This window comes from Actinoplanes sp. CA-015351 (genome assembly GCF_050955685.1).
In the GTDB taxonomy this organism is placed as follows: Bacteria; Actinomycetota; Actinomycetes; order Mycobacteriales; family Micromonosporaceae; genus Actinoplanes.
This window is the reverse complement of sequence record NZ_CP192102.1, coordinates 1586676-1601445: the sequence shown is the minus strand read 5'-3', so window position 1 is coordinate 1601445 and position 14770 is coordinate 1586676. Positions and strand designations below refer to the sequence as shown.

The window sequence follows — 14770 nt, the reverse complement described above, 5'->3', positions numbered from 1 at the left end:
GGTACGACAGTTTTACGACCGCGACAATCGGCGGATCAGAGAATCGGCGCCCATCGGGTACGCGCCATGCCGGCGCACTCCGTCGGCCACCTCGCGGTCCGAGGAGACCACGACGACCGGGCGGCCCGGTGGCTCGGCTCGCACCAGTTGCCGGATCAGCTCGTCGGCGGTCATCCCCTTGCGGGAGAAGAGCACCCGCACCCCACGCGGGGCCGGCGGCAGCCCGTGCACCCGCTCGGCGCCGTCGAAGACCACGGTGATCTCGTCGCCGGTCTGCGCCGCGATGCCGCCCAGCCCGGTGATCAGCCGCTTACGCTGCTGTTCCAGCGACATGTCGGCGAAGCCGCGCTTGGTGACGTTGTAACCGTCGACGACCAGGTGCGCCCGCGGCAGCGCGAGCAGCTGGTCGAGCCGGCCCGGGTCGTCGGTGTCCTGCGCGCGGGCGCGGGAGCGCTCCGGGGCGCTGGGTGGCTCGGCGGACGCCTCGGCCACGAAGTCGGCGGGCAGCTTGTCGGCCGGGCCGAGGGCCAGCTCGCGGCGCAGCCCGCTGGCGGCCTGCCCGATCGTCTCGAGCAGCAGCCAGAGGCGGGCGTCGTCGACCGACCGGGCGTCCTTGGCGGCCTGTTTGCCGCTGGCCGCGGCGGCCTCCGCGTCGGCCAGCTTGCCGCGCAGCCGCCGCAGTTCCGCCTCATGGTCGAGGGCGGCCCGAGCGGCCCTCCCCTTTTCCGTCGCCAGCAGGTCGGCGGCGCGTTTCTGGGTGGCAAGCGCCTCACGCAGCGCCTTGCCCGTCGAGCGGGCCTCCTCGCGCAGCTGGCCCATCTCCTCGCGGACCCGGGCGAGCTCGTCGCGGAGCTTGTCGGCCTCGACCCGGGCCACCGTCCGATCGTGCTCGGCGCGGACCGCGCGCTGCTCGGCGGCGCGCACCTGCCCGGTGATCGCGGCGCTGTCCGCCTCGGCGCGCACCGCGTCGCCGGCCGCGTCGATCAGCTGCCGCCAGCCGTCCGGCCTGGCCAGATAGGCCAGTGCGGCGACCTCGACCGGGTCGGCGGCGGCCGGGGCGACCCCGTTGGTCACGGCCACGCCGAGATCGCCGGCATCGGTGATCACCCGGGCGCCGATGCGCTGCCGGAAGAGCGGGTCGGCGACGAGCTGTGCGGCGATGTCACGACCGCCGAGCCGGGCCCGGCGATTCGGGGCGAACCGGGCGACCCGGCGCAGCGGCACGGGCAGCTCGTCGCCGGGAAGGCCAGGAAGGGCCGCTGCCGCCAGGACGGTGATCCGCTGCCGGACGGCCTCCGGCAGGACCGGCTCGGGCACGAACTCCTCCGCCGCCTCCTCATCGGGGCGGTCTTCGGGTTCGAGCGGCGCGGACATCTCCCCATTCTCACACCGGCCATGACCGATTGGCCTCTCGGACCAAGTGATCTTTTCAAAGGGAACTGTCATACCCGTTGTCTAAGGTGCCGCCCGTGACACAACCCGCATACGTGCAGGGCACTCTGGACTCGCTGCTGACCGCTGACGGATCGGTCGACCCCGCGGCCGTGTCCCTCGCGGACACCACGTTCGTCGTGCTCGACCTGGAGACCACCGGCGGCGCCGCGGACGGCGCGGGCATCACCGAGATCGGCGCCGTCAAGGTCCGTGCGGGCGAGCAGCTCGGCGAGTTCGCCACCCTGGTCAACCCGGGTGTTCCGCTGCCTCCGTTCATCACCGTGCTGACCGGCATCACCGAGTCGATGCTGCGGCCGGCCCCGCCGATCGAGACGGTCCTGCCCACCCTGCTGGAATTCCTGCGCGGCGCGGTGCTGGTGGCGCACAACGCGCCCTACGACGTCGGCTTCCTCAAGGCGGCGTGCGCCCGGCACGGTTACCCCTGGCCGCAGATCCGGGTGCTGGACACCGCGGCGCTGGCCCGCCGGGCGCTGACCCGTGACGAGGTGCCCAACCGCAAGCTCGGCACCCTGGCCAGGTTCTTCCACTCCGAGGTCGAGCCGAACCACCGGGCGCTCGACGACGCGAAAGCCACTGTCGACGTGCTGCACGGCCTGATCGAGCGGCTCGGCAGCTTCAAGGTGCACTCGTTGGGCGACGCGATCGAGTTCGCCAAGGCGGTGACCCCGGCCCAGCGCCGGCAGAGACATCTCGCCGACGGCCTGCCGCACGTGCCCGGCGTCTACCTGTTCCGGGCCGCCGACGACCGGCCGCTCTATGTCGGCACGTCAAAGGACATCGCCACCCGGGTCCGCAGTTACTTCACGGCCGCGGAAAAGCGGGCGCGGATCTCCGAGATGCTCACCGCCGCGGTCCGGGTCGAGGCCGTCGAGTGCGCCCACTCGCTGGAGGCCGAGGTCCGCGAGCTGCGGATGATCGCAACACACGCCCCGCCGTACAACCGCAGGTCCAAATACCCGGAGCGGGTCGTCTGGCTGAAACTGACCGCTGAGGCGTACCCGAGGTTGTCGGTTGTGCGGCGTTTCGCGGACGATGGCGCGACCTATCTCGGGCCGTTCTCGTCGCGGCGCACCGCCGAGCTGGCCGCCGCCGGCGTCTACGACGCCGTTCCCTTGCGGCAGTGCAACCACAAACTTTCCCTCAAGACCAAAACGCCGGCCTGCGCGCTGGCTGAGCTCGGGAAATGCCCGGCACCCTGCGAGCACGAGATCTCCGAGGAGGAGTACGACGTACGCGCGGCGCTCCCGTTCCGCACTGCCACCTCGGGCGACCCCGGCCCGGTCGTTGACGCGCTGATGTCCCGCATCGACGTGCTGTCCGGCCGCCAGCGTTACGAGGAGGCAGCCACCGTCCGCTCCCGTCTGGTGGCCCTGCTGCGCGCCCTGATCCGGATGCAGAAACTGGAGGCGCTGACCAGCATGAGCGAGCTGGTGGCGGCCCGCCGCGACGACAAGGGCGGCTGGGAGATCTCAGTGGTCCGGCACGGCCGGCTGGCCGCCGCGGCGACCTCGCCGCCCCGGGCGCACCCTCGCCCGACCCTGGACGCGGCGAGGATGACGGCCGAGACGGTCCTTCCCGGACCCGGCCCGGTGCACGCCGCGTCCGCCGAGGAGACCGAGCGGATCCTGGCGTGGCTGGAGAAGCCTGACACCCGCTTGGTGGAAACCGCCGGCGACTGGGTGTCACCGGTTCGTGGCGCCGCGCGTTTCGCCACCCTGCTCAGTAGGGCTGAGGGTGCCGCTTCGACCTAAGACTCGTCCGTTCGCCTATCGGTAACTGACCGTTCGGATGACGCTTGCTCGCTTAGGCTGTAAGGCACGCGCGACCCTCGTGGTGATTCACCTCATTTGGCGGCTTGATGCCTTTGGCGATCAGCCGCCTCGGTGCTTCGCTAGCAGGGAGACGCGAGGCGACTCCAAGCTTCAGGTGGAGCTGGACGATCGGTGAGGGGGTGTCCGGGTGGACGTCGACGCCGGCCACGGCGCCGCTCTGGGGCGTGCCTTGCCTACTGCCCCTTTCACCCGGCGGTTGCGCTCGATCTTCAGCTTTCAGAGCAACGAGGACGATCCGGTCGCCACGCTGACCCGGACGCATCGGAGCATCCACCCGTCCGCTGACGTGGCAGTGGTCCGCCGCAGTTACGCGATTGCCGAGAGCATGCACCGCGGCCAGTTCCGCAAATCCGGCGATCCGTACATCACGCATCCGCTCGCCGTCGCACAGATCTGCGCCGAGCTGGGCATGGACACCACGACGATCGTCGCGGCCCTGCTGCACGACACGGTCGAGGACACCAGTTACACGCTGGAGGCGCTGCACGGCGACTTCGGCCCTGAGGTGACCCACCTGGTCGACGGCGTGACCAAGTTCGACAAGGCGTACTACGGCAAGGCCGCCGAGGGCGAGACGATCCGCAAGATGATCGTGGCGGCCGGCAAGGACGTCCGCGTCCTGGTGATCAAGCTGGCCGACCGGCTGCACAACATGCGGACGCTCGGTGCCCGCTCCACCGCCTCCCGCGCCCGGATCGCCACTGCCACGCTGGACGTGCTCGTGCCGCTCTGTGACCGGCTCGGCATCCAGGCGCTCAAGCGCGACCTCGACGACGTGGTGCTCTTCCATCTGGAACCGGACTCGTTCGCCCGGATCGACGCCCATGTGAAAAACCGTCCCGGCTGGGACGAATACCTCGCTGACGTCTCCGGCAAAGCCCGAACGGCGCTGCGCCGCTCCCGGGTGGACGCCGAGGTCACCCCGCGTCCCCGGCACTACTACTCGATCTGGAAAGACACCGTCGCCGGCGGTGGCGGCATCCCGCTCGACCTGCCCCGCATCGCGGTCATCGTGGACGGCCCGGACACCGACTGTTACGCGGCGCTCGGCGCGATCCACGGCAGATGGCGCCCGGTCGCCGGCCGGTTCAAGGACTTCATCGCCTCACCGAAGAACAACCTGTACCGCTCGCTGCACACCACGGTCGTGGGTCCGGAGGGCAAGCTGGTCGAGGTGCTGATCCGGACCGAGACCATGCATCGGTACTCGGAGTACGGCGTCGCCACCAGCTTCCGATATCCGAAGGTGGCCGACGAGCCACCCGGCGCCGATCAGCTCACCTGGCTCAAACGAGTACTCGACTGGCAACAGGACACGACCGACGCGGCCCAGTTCCTCGATTCGCTCCGATGTGACCTCGCCGAGGGCCAGATCACCGTTTTCGCCCAGGGCAACGCCCACGAGCTGCCCAGCGGCTCAACTCCGGTCGATGTGGCGTACGAATTGAGTCCCCGCAAGGGTGACCAATGTCTGGCCGCGACCATCAACGGACGTCTCGCCCCTCTCAGCTCCCCCCTCCGCGACGGTGACGTGGTCGAGATCTTCTCCGAGACCGACGAGCAGATCGAGGTCGAGCCGGACGCCCCCCGAGGCCCCCGCAAGGAATGGCTCGGCTTCGTCAAGTCCAGCCAGGCGCAGATGCAGATCAACCGCTTCTTCGACGAGAAGAACGAGCCGGGCATCAGCATCGCCGACAAGGTCCGCCTCGGCCGCGCCACCATCGGTCTCACCCTTCGCAAACACGATCGCGGCCTGGCCAGCGAGGTTCCGCTGCGCCGCCTCGCCGAGGAGCTCGGCTACCCCGACCTGGAAACTCTGCTGGTCGCGGTCTGCGAGCGCAGCCTCGAACCGGACGCCGTGGTCGAACAGCTGATCGCCCTGGTCGACCACCCGGACTGAGCCCGGATAGCCTTACCGGCGTGAAAACTCCTCGGCAATTGCGCGGCCTCGCTTATCAGGTCTTCTATGGGCTGCCGTTGCCGCTGCGCCGCCAGATCGCCCGCGCGGTCTCCCCCAAATACCTCGTCGGTGCGGTCACCGTGATCCGCGATGCGGAGGCGCCAGGGCGCCTCCTTCTGCTGCGTCAGCCGCCGGGTCGCGGTTGGGGACTCCCTGCCGGTCTGCTCAAGCGCCGCGAATTGCCCGCTGTGGGTGCGGCGCGCGAGCTTTTCGAAGAGGCCGGGGTACGCCTGGAGCCAGGCGACCTGGCACCCGGCAATCCCAACGCCATCGTGCACCCGAACGGCGGCGTGGTCGACACGGTCTGGTTCGGCTCCGTCCCGGCGTCGACCACCACCCTCGCCGTGGACGGTGGCGAGGTGCTCGAGGCGGCCTGGTTCTCCGTCGACGACCTGCCGAAACTCACCTGGCCGACCGAGAGGCTGCTCGGCATCTACGGCATCGGCCCGCGCGCTGTCGCGCCGAGCTCTGACGCGCCGGCTCGGGAGGATCAGCAATGACCGTCGAAGTCTGCGGCGTGGTTCTCGCGGCCGGTGAGGGTCAGCGCCTGCGCCCGCTCACCGAACTCGTACCGAAAGCTCTCTGCCCGGTCGGCAACATCCCGCTGCTGGATCTCGCCCTGAACCGCCTGGCCGGCGTCGGCCTCTCCGGCCCTTCGTCGGTCGCGGTCAACGCCGCATACCTGGCCGACCAGGTTGTCGCCCACGTCGGCGACCGCGCCCACCTGTCGGTCGAACCGGACGGCCCGCTCGGCACGTCCGGCGGCATCGGCCGGATGAAAAACTGGATCGACGGCCGGGGCGCGCTGGCCGGCAACGCCGACGCGTACCTGACCGACCCGGCCCGCGAACCGGGCAAGGACATCGCCGCCCTGCTGGAGGGCTGGTCCGGCGAAACCGTACGCATGCTGGTCCTCCCCTGCCGCGACGGCGAGACCGGCGGCTTCAGCGGCATGCGCTTCGCCGGCTTCTCCCTGCTGCCGTGGCGCTACATCAAGGACCTGACCGACGAGGACAGCAGCCTGGTACGCACCACCTGGCGCCCCGCCGAGGCAGCAGGCGAGCTGGAGCTCGTGCCGTACGAAGGCTTCTACCTGGACACCGGCACTCCAGCCGACTACCTGGCCGCCAACCTGCACGCAGCAGCCGGCGCCGGCCTGATCGCCGAGTCAGCCGTGGTGACCGGCTCAGTGACCAATTCAGTGGTCGGCGGCGGCGCCCAGGTGGCCGGCACAGTCTCCAACAGCGTGATCTGGCCAGGCGCCACAGTGACGGCCGACGAAACCCTCACCACCGCCATCCGAGCCCACACCGGCCTGACAGTCCAGGTCCCCTAGCCCCACCCCACCGCCCCGCCGCCCCACCCCACCGCCCCGCCACGCCCGCCGCCACGCCGCCACGCCGCCACGCCGCCACGCCCCGCCGCCCCGCCACACCCGCCGCCACGCCCCGCCGCCCCGCCACGCCGCCACGCCCCGCCGCCCCGCCACGCCGCCCCGCCACGCTCCGCCCCGCGACGCACCGCCCCGCGCCCCGCCCCGCCGCCACGCCCCGCCCCGCCCCGCCGCCACGCCACGCGCCGCCACGCCACGCGCCGCCACGCCACGCGCCGCCCCGCGACGCACCGCCCCGCGACGCACCGCCCCGCGACGCACCGCCCCGCGACGCACCGCCCCGCGACGCACCGCCCCGCGCCTGCCTGCCTGCCTGCCTGCCTGCCTGCCTGCCTGCCTGCCTGCCTCTACGGGCGATCTTGAGCGATCTTCGACTCCCCAGCGGAGAAAATCGCTCAAGATCGCCACGAATCGCGGCGTCCTTCGTCGACTTAGGGATCAGATCGACACACCCAACGGAACCCGCCCCGCGTGTCGACTTTCGGCTCGAAACGAACCCGCGTCGACGCGACTGCGGACGTTGTCCTGCACGACCGAGGTCAACCGGTGATCACCCTCGATCACAACCGTCGATCTTGTGAGTTTGTGGCCAGGGCGGCGGCACAAGCTCACAAGATCCGGGAGCGAGAGTCGATCAAGCTGCGCGCGAGGGCATGCCTGCAAAACGTATGGGCGGTCATCGCGTGGGCAGGGTGGGGGCCGGTGGGGCTGGGGCGTGGATAGCATGGGTCCGACTGGTTTTCGCTCAATGCTGAGGAGCCCGCAGGTGAACACCGCGATCGTCCACATCGACTGCGCCACCGACTCGATCCCCGAGGTTGCTGAGGCGCTGGCCTCGCTGGAAGGTGTCAGCGAGGTCTACTCGGTCGCCGGCGGCGTGGACCTGATCGCGATCGTGCGGGTGCCGCGCTTCGACGACATCGCCGAGGTGATCGCCGGCAAGATCTCGAAGACGCCCGGCGTGATCAACAGCGAGACGTTCGTGGCGTTCCGGGCGTACTCCAAGCACGACCTCGAGGACGCCTTCGCGATCGGCCTCCCCGACGCCGACTGAAGCCGAGCCAAACCGCCGAGCGCAGCCAAACCGCCGAGCGCAGCCAAACCGCCGAGCCGCGCCAAGCCGCGCCGCCCCAAGCAAAGCCGCCCCGCCGCACCAAGCAAAGCGAAAGGCCCGCCGCATCCGCGACGGGCCTTTCGTCTGGAACCTGAGGATCAGCGGCCGGACTTGATCTCTTCCCGCTTCACCGGCCCGCCGACGGCCGGGGAAACCGGCGTCTCGGCGGGCTTCTCGACCGGGAAGAAGAAGCCCTTCACCGCGGGAGCCAGAGCGCCGACGCGGTTCATCTTCTTCGGTACGACCCAGCCGGCGTACTCCAGCGGCACCGGGTGGCCGTGCTCGTCGACCGGGCCCAGCGGCTGGTGGACCTCGACGAACTGGCCGTTCGGCAGGCGCTTGATGATGCCGGTCTCGACACCGTGGGCGAGAACCTGACGGTCGTGCTGCTGGAGACCCAGGCAGATGCGGACCGCGATGTAGTACGCCAGCGGCGGCAGGATCAGCAGGCCGATGCGGCCGGCCCAGGTCATCGCGTTCAGGCTGATGTGGAACTTGTCGGCGATGACGTCGTTGGAGCCGGAGATCGTGGCGACCATGAAGAACGTGAACGCCATCATGCCGATGCCGACCCGCTCCGGGTTGTCACGAGGACGCTCCAGCAGGTGGTGCGAACGCTTGTCCTTCAGCTTGCGCGCTTCCAGCCACGGGTACGCCATCGGCAGCGTGAACAGTGCACCGAGGCCGACCACGGCCGGCCAGAACATCGGCGGAAGGCTGTAGTTGAAGATGTAGATCTGCCAGTTCGGCATGAGACGGACCAGGCCGTCCATGAACATGACGTAGAAGTCAGGCTGCGAGGCCGAGGAGACCTCGGACGCCCGGTACGGCCCGAACAGCCAGATCGGGTTGATCTGGAAGAGACCGGCCATCAGGGCGATGACGCCGAAGACAGCCATGAAGAAGCCGCCCTGCTTCATCGCGTACCGCGGGAACATCCGCTCGCCGACGACGTTCTCGTTGGTCCGCATCGGGCCCGGCCACTGGGTGTGCTTCTGCTTGAAGACGATGCCCAGGTGAGCCGCGATCAGGCCGAGCAGAATGCCCGGGATGAGCAGCACATGCGCGATGTAGAACCGGCCGATGATCAGCTCGCCGGGGAACTCGCCGCCGAAGATCGCGGCGGAGAGCCAGGTGCCGATGACCGGGAGGGTCAGCATGATCGCCGAGGCGATGCGGAGACCGGTGCCGGAAAGGCCGTCGTCCGGGAGCGAGTAACCGGTGAAGCCGGCGAAGAACCCGAGCAGGAAGAGCAGGATGCCGATGACCCAGTTGACCTCACGCGGCTTGCGGAACGCGCCGGTGAAGAAGACACGGGCCATGTGCACGATGATCGACGCCATGAACAGCAGCGCTGCCCAGTGGTGCATCTGCCGCATGAAGAGGCCACCACGGACCTCGAACGACAGGTGCAGCGACGACGCGTACGCGGCTGACATCTCGGTGCCGCGCAGGCCCAGGTAGGACCCGTCGTACGCGATTTCCTTCATCGACGGGTCGAAGAAGAGAGTCAGGAACACGCCGCTGAGCAGCAGCACGATGAACGAGAACAGGGCGATCTCGCCGAGCAGGAACGACCAGTGGTCGGGGAACACCTTGTTCAGCAGACCCCGCAGCGGGGTCGCCGCCTGGAACCGGTCATCAGCGCCCTTGGCGAAGTTGACCGGAGCCTGTGCGAGGTCAATTTTTCGGCGCTTCACGGCCGCTCCCAGAAGTCAGGTCCGACGGTGTCCTTGTAGTCGGACGCTGCCACGAAGAAACCTTCCTCGTCCACTGTAAGCGGCAGCATCGGCAGACGCCGGGTCGCGGGTCCGAAAACCGGCTGCGCGTTGTTGGTGATGAGGAACTGCGACTGGTGGCACGGGCACAGCAAACGGTTCGTCTGCTGCTCGTACAGGCTCGCCGGGCAGCCGGCGTGCGTGCAGATCTTGGAGAACGCTACGAAGTTGCCCCACATCGAACCGACGTTTCGGCCGTTCTTGTCGGATTCCGCATTTCGCCGCGTCTCGGCCGCGTCGTCCGCACGCAGGTGGATCAGCAGCGTCGGAGAGTCGGCCCAGTGGTTGGTCGCGCCGCCCGGGATACCGGGGAACACGGTCATCTGACCGCCGGTGGTGACGTCCTCGGGCCGGATCGGGCTGCCGTCCTCACGGGTGAGGCGAACCAGCTCGCCGCCGTTGTTACCGGGGTTGAAGCCGGTGGTGTACATCATCGGGAGATCACCCTTGTGCGGGTTCTCGATGAGGCCACCGACGATCGGCGCGGCGATGGCGATACCGACCGGCGCGAGGCCGAGCGCGATCGCACCCTTCAGCAGAGGCCGCCGCTGCACACCGAGCTCGTCGGCGACGAACAGCGCCGTCTGCCCGGTGATCAGCCGCTCTTCGTCCGACGACGGGTCGCCGTGCCGCTGCTGGATCGAGAGCTCGTGCGGCAGCAGCTTCTTGGCCCAGGCCAGGATCGCGTACCCGAGCGCCAGCAGGCCGAGGCCGAGCGTGACACCCAGGATCGGCGTGAAGTAGTCGCTGCGCGTGTGGCCGAGCTCGAACTCCCACGGCCAGACGATGTAGAAGACGATGAACGCCAGCGTCAGGATCCCGGAGATGGCGAACAGCAGGGCGATGTTGCGGACGACCCGCTTCTCCGCCTTGGAGTTCTGCCCGTGGAACTGGGACTCGTACGTGACGATCTCGATGTCGTCGCGCCGGAGCCCCTCCTTCACGATGTCGAATCGCGTGAGGTGCGGGTCGTTCACGTCGACCGGCGGGGTGCCGGCCTCGCCCGCGTGGTGCACAGCCGTCATGACTTCCCCGCAATCCAGAGCGACGTGAAGACAAGGAGGACGATGCCGACCAGGAAGATCGCCATGCCTTCCGTCGACGGGCCGTACCGACCGAGGTTGAACAGACCACCCGGGTCCCGGTCGTCCTGGAGCTGAACCGTGATGTACGTGATGATCTCGCGCTTCTCATCCGGCGTGAGCTGGTTGTCGCCGAAGACGGGCATGTTCTGCGGGCCGGTCAGCATGGCCGCGTAGATCTGCTCTTCCGTCGCGTCGTGCAGGCTCGGAGCGAACTTGCCGGACGACAGAGCGCCACCGCCACCGCCGAAGCCGTGGCAGGAGGTGCAGTTGATCCGGAACAGCTCACCGCCGCGCGCCAGTGCTTCGGGGTTGGTCTTCAGATCCTCGGTGAGGTCGCCCTCGGGAAGCTCCGGGCCGCCACCCAGTTCCTGGATGTACTGCGCCAGCTGCTTCGTCTGGGTCTCGTCGAACTGCGGCGCCTTCTGCTCCGCCTGGGCCTCCTGGCGGGTCATCGGCATGCGGCCGGTGCTCACCTGGAACTCGACGGATGCGGAACCGACACCGATCAGGCTCGGGCCGCGTTCTTTGACACCCTGACCGTCCCGCCCGTGGCAGGAGATGCAGCTGTTGTCGAAGAGTGCCTTGCCCTCCTGGGCAGCGGCGGACAACTGAACGTTGTCCTCGGCGAACGCGCCAGGAGTGAAGGCGGTGTACACGCCTCCGGCGAGCGCGAGTGCCGCGATCATGCGTACCGCTGCACCGAGCCGCCGGCGTGCCCGGCTCGGCGCGCTGCGCCGCCGGGAGAACACCCGGGCACGCCTGCGGGCGGGGGTGTCAGAAGTCATCTGATATGTCCCTTTGGGTGTTGTTGAGATCCTCGCCGTCGGCGCTGGTCACTACTGCAGCCAATAGATCATGGCGAACAGCGCGATCCACACGATGTCCACGAAGTGCCAGTAGTACGAGACGACGATTGCCGACGTCGCCTGCGCCGGGGTGAACCGGCCCATGGTCGTCCGGATCATGTAGATGATGAAGGCGATGAGGCCACCGGTCACGTGAAGTCCGTGGAACCCGGTGGTGAGATAGAACATCGAGCCGTATCCGTCGCCATTGAGCGTGACGCCGTCGTGCACGAGGTGGCGGTACTCGTTCGCCTGGCCGAGCACGAAGATCAGCCCCATCACGAAGGTGATCGTGAACCAGCGCCGCAGCGCGAACACGTCACCCTTCTCCGCCGCGAAGACGCCCAGCTGACAGGTGACCGAGGAAAGAACCAGGATCACCGTGAACGTGGTGGCGTAAGGGATGTTCAGTGCCTCGGTGTGCTTCTCCCACATGCTGTAATCCGCTGCGCGGATGGAGAAGTACATCGCGAACAACGCCGCGAAGAACATGAGCTCGCTGGAGAGCCACACGATTGTCCCGACGCTGACCATGTTCGGTCGCGTGAGCGAGTGGATCCGGCTCTTGTCGATGGCTGCCGCTGTCACGGCCTCATTATTCATCCGAACAAGGTCCAAGGTCCCCCGGGGTCCCTAATCCGGCACGAGTTGCAGCCCGGAATATTCTGTGACCAGCGGGTAGGCCTAGCCTCGGGGGGTGCTTCTCGACAAAATGGCCCCACTCGCGGCCTCCGGAGAGGATACTGGACTCCCTCCGTTCAGCCCGGCGGCCATCTTCACTCAGTTCAACCTGGTCAGTCTGATCGCGCTGGGCCTGGTGGTCTCGGCATCGCTGTACCTGTACGGCGTCTGGCGTCTCCACCAGCGCGGCGACCACTGGCCGGTCGGGCGGACCGTGGCGTTCGTCGCGGGTGGACTCGGCTCCATCGCGGCGGTGTCGGTGACCGGCATCGAGGCGTACGACACCACGCTGATCTCGGTACACATGGTCCAGCACATGGTGCTCTCCATGGTCGGGCCGATCTTCCTGGCCCTGGGCGCGCCGACGACGCTGGCGCTGCGGGTCCTGCGACCAGCTCCTCGCAAGATCCTGTTGAAAGCGCTGCACAGCCGCTTCGTCCGGGTGCTGACGTTTCCGCTGGTCGCGTTCGGACTGTTCATCGCGAACCCGTTCGTCCTCTACTTCACCGGGGCGTACCGGCAGACACTTGAGCACGCCTGGTTGCACGAGTTCGTCCACCTGCACTTCGTGGTGACCGGCTGCCTCTTCTTCTGGCCGCTGCTGGGCCTGGACCCGCTGCCGAACCGCTGGCCGTACCCGGGTCGCGCCCTGCTGATGGTGCTGAGCGTCCCGTTCCACACCGTGCTCGGCCTGACGATCATGCAGAGCAAGGAACTGCTCGGCGGTGACTGGTACCCGAACCTGGGCCTGACCTGGATGGATCCGCACGCCGACCAGGTCACCGCGGGCGGCATCCTGTGGGCCGGCGGCGAGATCGTCAGCGTCACGATGCTCGGCATCCTGGTGGTGCAGTGGGTCCGCCAGTCGGAGCGGGAGGCCAAGCGGATCGACCGCGCCCTGGACCGCCAGGAGGCCGAGGAAGCCCGGGATAAGGCCAAGATCACAACCCCCGGAGAGCCGACGCCACCGGAGCCTTACACGAGATAACAGATTCGGTACGATCTGCGGGACCTACGACGTGAGGCGGGGCACATGATGAACGAGTACACCGTTCTGCTCTACAGCGACGACCCAGCTGTCCGCGACCAGATCCGGCTCGCCATCGGCACACGGCCCGCCGCCGACCTGAAAGTCGAGTTCACCGACGCCTCCACCTGGGAGGACTGCCGCCGGCTGCTCGACGAGTACGAGATCGACCTGATGGTCCTGGACGGCGAGGCCTCGCCCGCCGGCGGTCTGGGCATCGCCCGTCAGACCAAGGACGAGTACCTGACTCCCCCGCCCACCTGCGTCGTCATCGCCCGGGCCGCCGATCGCTGGCTGGCGGCGTACGCGCAGGTCGACGCCACGCTGCTCGCCCCGCTCGACCCGGTGACCACCGGGCAGACGGTGGCCGGGCTGCTACGTGCCCGCCGTGCCGGCGCGATTCCGCTCGGCACCCAGGCTCAATAAAAACCCCCTCGGAACGAAAGAAAACCCCCCTCGGAACGAAAGGCCCCCTCGATGGCCGCACGTACCTGGCCCAACCTGACGAGTGCCCTGCTCCGTGGCGACGAGCTCGCCACCGCGGACACCGCCTGGGCCATGGGCGAGATCATGGCGGGCAACGCGACGCCGGTGCAGATCTCCGGCTTCGCGGTGGCGCTGCGCGCCAAGGGTGAGACGCCGGCCGAGCTGGCCGGTCTGGTGCAGGCGATGCTCGCCAGCGCCACCCTGGTCGAGCTGCCGGAGAAGACGCGTACCAGTGCCGTGGACGTGGTCGGCACCGGCGGCGATCGGGCCAACACGGTCAACATCTCCACCATGGCGGCGATCGTGACGGCCGCCGCCGGGGTGACCGTGGTGAAACACGGCAACCGGTCGGCGTCGTCCACCACCGGCACGGCGGACCTGCTGGAGCACTTCGGCATCCCGCTGGACCTCGGACCGGCCGGTGTGGCCCGGACCGTCGCCGAGGCCGGGATCGGCTTCTGCTTCGCGGCGCGGTACCACCCCGGCATGCGGCACGCCGCGGTCACCCGTCGTGAGCTGGGCGTTCCGACGTTCTTCAACGTGCTGGGCCCGCTGACCAACCCGGCCCGCCCGACGGCGGCCGCGGTCGGCTGCTTCGACCCGCGGATGGCGCCGGTGATGGCCGAGGTCTTCGCCGGCCGCGGCGACTCAGCGCTGGTGATGCGCGGCGAGGACGGCCTGGACGAGTTCACCACCGCCGCGCCGACCCGGGTCTGGGTCGCGAAAGACGGCAAGGTGGAGGAGTTCCTCATCGACGCGACCGAGCTGGGCCTGCCGCGCAGCGCGCCGGACGCTCTGCGCGGTGGCGACGTCGCGTTCAACGCCGACGTTGCACGGCGGACCTTCGCCGGAGAGCACGGCGCGGTACGCGACGCCGTGGTGCTGAACGCGGCAGCTGCCCTCGCGGCACAGAGCGGCTTCCCCGGCGACTTCAGGGACACGCTGCGGGCCGGAATCACCCGAGCCCAGGACACTATCGACTCCGGCGCCGTGACGGCTCAGCTGGACCGCTGGGTGGCCACGGCCCAGGCTGCCAAATCCGCCGAATGAGCGAAAACCTTCCAACACGCCGAGCCTAAATGACCGAAATTGCCCGAAATGCGTGACAACGTCT

General features: G+C 68.8%; 13 protein-coding genes. 8 read left to right on the top strand and 5 right to left on the bottom strand.

Annotation, left to right across the window (positions count from 1 at the left end):
* Positions 1-12: 12 nt before the first annotated feature.
* A complete protein-coding gene (locus tag ACQP2E_RS07390) occupies positions 13-1374 on the bottom strand; it encodes an NYN domain-containing protein (protein ID WP_433829172.1) in 1362 nt (453 codons plus the stop codon).
* 95 nt (positions 1375-1469) lie between these two features.
* On the opposite strand from ACQP2E_RS07390, the gene ACQP2E_RS07385 reads away from it, so the two are divergent.
* From ACQP2E_RS07385 to ACQP2E_RS07365, 5 genes are all read left to right on the top strand, one after another.
* Positions 1470-3206, top strand: a complete 1737-nt coding sequence (locus ACQP2E_RS07385) for a DEDD exonuclease domain-containing protein (RefSeq protein WP_433829170.1) — start codon at positions 1470-1472, stop codon at positions 3204-3206.
* Between the two features lie 208 nt (positions 3207-3414).
* On the top strand, positions 3415-5187 hold the full coding sequence (locus tag ACQP2E_RS07380) for a RelA/SpoT family protein (RefSeq protein WP_433829168.1): 1773 nt from the start codon (positions 3415-3417) through the stop codon (positions 5185-5187).
* A 20-nt stretch (positions 5188-5207) separates the two neighbouring features.
* On the top strand, positions 5208-5747 hold the full coding sequence (locus ACQP2E_RS07375) for an NUDIX hydrolase (RefSeq protein ID WP_433829166.1): 540 nt from the start codon (positions 5208-5210) through the stop codon (positions 5745-5747).
* Positions 5744-6583, top strand: a complete 840-nt coding sequence (locus ACQP2E_RS07370; RefSeq protein WP_433829164.1) for a sugar phosphate nucleotidyltransferase — start codon at positions 5744-5746, stop codon at positions 6581-6583. Before ACQP2E_RS07375 ends, ACQP2E_RS07370 begins: the two co-directional genes overlap by 4 nt.
* Positions 6584-7406: 823 nt before the next feature.
* Complete coding sequence (locus ACQP2E_RS07365) at positions 7407-7694, top strand: Lrp/AsnC family transcriptional regulator (protein WP_111648854.1); 288 nt, start codon at positions 7407-7409, stop codon at positions 7692-7694.
* Positions 7695-7852: 158 nt separating this feature from the next.
* Here ACQP2E_RS07365 and qcrB read toward each other — a convergent pair whose 3' ends face one another.
* From qcrB to ctaE, 4 genes are read right to left on the bottom strand one after another with little or no spacing between them, the layout of a single operon-like run.
* A complete protein-coding gene (qcrB, locus tag ACQP2E_RS07360) occupies positions 7853-9454 on the bottom strand; it encodes a cytochrome bc1 complex cytochrome b subunit (protein ID WP_433829161.1) in 1602 nt (533 codons plus the stop codon).
* Entirely contained in the window at positions 9451-10557 is a 1107-nt protein-coding gene (qcrA, locus tag ACQP2E_RS07355; RefSeq protein ID WP_433829159.1) for a cytochrome bc1 complex Rieske iron-sulfur subunit, read from the bottom strand. The genes qcrB and qcrA overlap by 4 nt, the downstream gene beginning before the upstream one ends.
* Positions 10554-11402, bottom strand: coding sequence for a cytochrome bc1 complex diheme cytochrome c subunit (gene qcrC, locus ACQP2E_RS07350; protein WP_433829157.1), 849 nt, complete (start codon positions 11400-11402; stop codon positions 10554-10556). Before qcrC ends, qcrA begins: the two co-directional genes overlap by 4 nt.
* A gap of 51 nt (positions 11403-11453) precedes the next feature.
* The gene (gene ctaE / locus ACQP2E_RS07345) at positions 11454-12050 is read right to left on the bottom strand and encodes an aa3-type cytochrome oxidase subunit III (RefSeq protein WP_111648858.1); all 597 of its coding nucleotides are present in this window, start codon (positions 12048-12050) and stop codon (positions 11454-11456) included.
* 124 nt (positions 12051-12174) lie between these two features.
* Between ctaE and ACQP2E_RS07340 the strand changes: the two genes are divergently transcribed.
* The 3 genes from ACQP2E_RS07340 to trpD are packed head-to-tail and all read left to right on the top strand — an operon-like array spanning position 12175 to position 14706.
* Positions 12175-13131 carry a cytochrome c oxidase assembly protein gene (locus ACQP2E_RS07340; RefSeq protein WP_433833816.1) on the top strand — a complete coding sequence of 319 codons (957 nt, stop codon included), beginning with the start codon at positions 12175-12177 and terminating at the stop codon, positions 13129-13131.
* Between the two features lie 48 nt (positions 13132-13179).
* Positions 13180-13596 (top strand): hypothetical protein, encoded by a 417-nt coding sequence (locus tag ACQP2E_RS07335; protein WP_433833814.1) that lies wholly within the window; start codon positions 13180-13182, stop codon positions 13594-13596.
* Between the two features lie 51 nt (positions 13597-13647).
* Complete coding sequence (gene trpD / locus ACQP2E_RS07330) at positions 13648-14706, top strand: anthranilate phosphoribosyltransferase (RefSeq protein ID WP_433829155.1); 1059 nt, start codon at positions 13648-13650, stop codon at positions 14704-14706.
* Positions 14707-14770 lie beyond the last annotated feature (64 nt).